The sequence below is a fragment of the Candidatus Acidiferrales bacterium genome (assembly GCA_035934015.1).
GTDB lineage: Bacteria > Acidobacteriota > Terriglobia > Acidiferrales > UBA7541 > DAHUXN01.
The window spans coordinates 1-2,759 of sequence record DASYYH010000005.1 but is presented as its reverse complement, the minus strand read 5'-3'; the positions used below and the strand labels follow the sequence as shown (position 1 = coordinate 2,759).

At 55.1% G+C, this 2,759-nt stretch carries 3 protein-coding genes; all 3 read left to right on the top strand.

Annotated elements, in window-relative coordinates; genetic code table 11:
* Positions 1-399, top strand: a 399-nt coding sequence (locus VGR81_02445) for a carbamoyltransferase C-terminal domain-containing protein (protein HEV2287791.1), incomplete at its 5' end; no start/stop codon positions are given.
* Positions 400-535: 136 nt separating this feature from the next.
* Positions 536-1,705 (top strand): glycosyltransferase family 4 protein, encoded by a 1,170-nt coding sequence (locus tag VGR81_02440; protein ID HEV2287790.1) that lies wholly within the window; start codon positions 536-538, stop codon positions 1,703-1,705.
* Positions 1,632-2,705, top strand: coding sequence for an SDR family NAD(P)-dependent oxidoreductase (locus tag VGR81_02435; GenBank protein HEV2287789.1), 1,074 nt, complete (start codon positions 1,632-1,634; stop codon positions 2,703-2,705). Before VGR81_02440 ends, VGR81_02435 begins: the two co-directional genes overlap by 74 nt.
* Positions 2,706-2,759 lie beyond the last annotated feature (54 nt).

Sequence of the window (2,759 nt, the reverse complement as noted above, 5' to 3'; positions counted from 1 at the left end):
CCGTCCATTCTTGAAGAATCCGCCGGAGAATTTTTCGAACGTACTCATCCCTCGCCGTTCATGACATTCGCATTGCCAGTCCGCCAATCAAAACGGGCGGTCATTCCTGCAGTCACTCATGCGGATGGCACGGCACGTCTTCAAACGGTAAGCCGCACTTCGCATCCGCTCTTTTGGCGCCTTCTTCGTGCCTTCGGCGACAACACGGGGGTGCCTGTCCTCTTGAACACATCATTCAATGACAATGAGCCGATTGTTTGCCGCCCGGAAGAGGCGTTGAATTGTTTTGAACGAACGAAAATGGATGTGCTGGTGATTGGAAATGTAATTTTGGAGAAACAGTCGGTAGCCCCGCCGGCGCGAAATCCTCAGGCGCTGGCCGGCAGTAAAGCTGGGTGATCTCACGCGGATAGGGGTCATCTTGTGCGAATCCGGCGCCCTCCGCTGACATTCGCACTAGGACACTTGGGAAAACGCAGTGCATATTTTATTGCTGAATCAATATTTTCCGCCTGACACCTCGGCCACGGCGAATATGGCCGCAAGTGTCGCGGAGACTCTTTCAAAACGCCACCGCGTCACGATCCTCGCCGGGCGCCCCTCTTATGATCCCAGCGAACGCTATCCGTACTCGTTTCTTCGCCGCGATGCGCGCAACGGATTCGTCGTAGAACGTGTGGGTTCGACGGCTTTTTCACGTCATCGCATGCGACGTCGCGTCGCAAATTATCTCAGCTATGTCTCGCTAGTCGTGCCCCGAGCTTTAGCGCTCAAAGCCGATATCATACTTGCGATGACCGATCCTCCATTCGCCGGCATCTTGGGTGCTGCCGTTGCGCGCATGAAACGACTGCCTTTTGTCTACAACATCCGCGATCTTTATCCGGATATGGCCATCGGCGGCGAAATCGTGCGCCCGCGATCATGGGTCAGTGGATGGGAGCGTTTGCATCGCAAAGCCTTGTGTCAAGCATCTCGCATTATCGTCCTCGGTGAGGACATGCGCGAACTCATCCTGTCGAAGGGGGTATCCGCTGATCAGGTAGTCGTCATTCGAGATGGGACCATGCTTCCGGTCTCACCCGCTCCTGCGGATCACCCGGCAACTCGCGAAATTCGCGGCTCTGCAAAGTTTGTCGTATTGCATGCGGGCAATCTGGGTTTCTATGGCGCCTGGAGCACACTTATTGAAGCTGCAAAATCATTCGATGGCGACGGAGGGCAATTGGTATTTGTCGGTGACGGTGCCAACCGTGCGCGCCTCGAGGTATTGAGTCGCGGCTATTCTTGCATTCGCTTCCTTCCATTTCGGCCAGGGAACGAAGTTCCCTGCGTCATGGCCGCCGGTGATGTCCACGTAGTGACAATCAGGCGTGGACTCAGTGGCGTAGTCGTTCCCAGCAAGCTCTATTCGACGCTCGCCGCGGGCCGGCCCATCTTAGCTGTCGCGCCAGAGCAATGCGATGTGGCTCGTATTGTTCGCGAGAATGAATGTGGCCTTGTCGCCGACCCGGATAGTCCCGCCGACGTTGCCGCAGCCATTCGAGTGCTCAGAAGTGACCCAAGTCGCCTCAAGATCATGGGTGAACGTGCCGGTGATGCCGCTAAAAAATATGCTAGAGTTACGGAGCTTGAAAAATTCACAGGGGTCATCGAAGAAGCGGCGCGATCTCACCCGCCGGGAGGCAGAAATCTGGCAGCATAAAAAGGTATTAGTCACCGGTGGCGCGTCCTTCATTGGCTCAAATCTGGTGGATGCACTCATCGCGCGCGGCGCGCATGTGCGCGTTGTAGACGATTTGTCGAGCGGACGCCTCGAAAACATCCAAGCCCATGTCAATTCCGGCCGTGTCAGTTTCGTTGAAGCTGATTTAAGGGAACCCGGCGTCGCTCGCTCTGCGATGAAAGATATACAAGTGGTATTTCATCTCGCCGCCGATCATGGTGGCCGCGGATACGTGGATTTGCATCAAGCGGGCCCTGCATCGAATTTGTTTCTCGATGGCTTGGTATTTTGGGAAGCTATTAAAGCCGGGGTTGAGAAAGTCGTTTATGCTTCTTCCGGATGCGTCTACCCCAATTCCATGCAGACCGATACCGCCAGAGAAATCTATCTAAAGGAACAAGACGTCAAGCCGCCGCATGACGCCGACAATATGTATGGCTGGGCCAAACTGATGGCGGAACTGACGCTTCAGGCATATCACCAGGAATATAAGCTCGGAGCCGCCTCCTGCCGATATTTCACGGTGTACGGCCCGCGTGGCGTGGAAAACCACGCAGTCATTGCCATGATTGCCCGCGCATTCGTCGGACAGAATCCGTTTGAGATCTGGGGCGACGGGCAGCAGATTCGCAATTGGACTTACGTGGACGATATCGTCGATGGGACGATTCTGGCTGCGGAGAAAATCCAGGATGGCACAGCCGTGAACCTTGGCACGATGGAGCGCGTGCGTGTGATTGATGCCGCCAAACTCACTCTCGAATTTGCTGGACGCAAAGCTGATTTCAAATTTCTGCGTCAAATGCCAACAGGCCCCGCTAATCGTGTTGCCGACAACTCTTTGGCAAAGAAACTTCTCGGGTGGGAGCCAAAAGTCATGTTCCGCGAAGGCCTTCGTCGCACTATGGATTGGTATTTCGCCGACCGCAAGCCTCAAGAGGTAAAGGAACGCCTTGAGACCATGCTCACCGCGCGATGAATTTTCCCGGGTAAATCGTGTCTAGCACTTGGATTGCTCTCGCGGTCTCTCTTG

Bases quoted from the DNA above. Each gene is read 5' to 3' on its own strand.
- VGR81_02440 (HEV2287790.1), top strand. From the start codon at position 536: ATGGCCGCAAGTGTCGCGGAGACTCTTTCAAAACGCCACCGCGTCACG.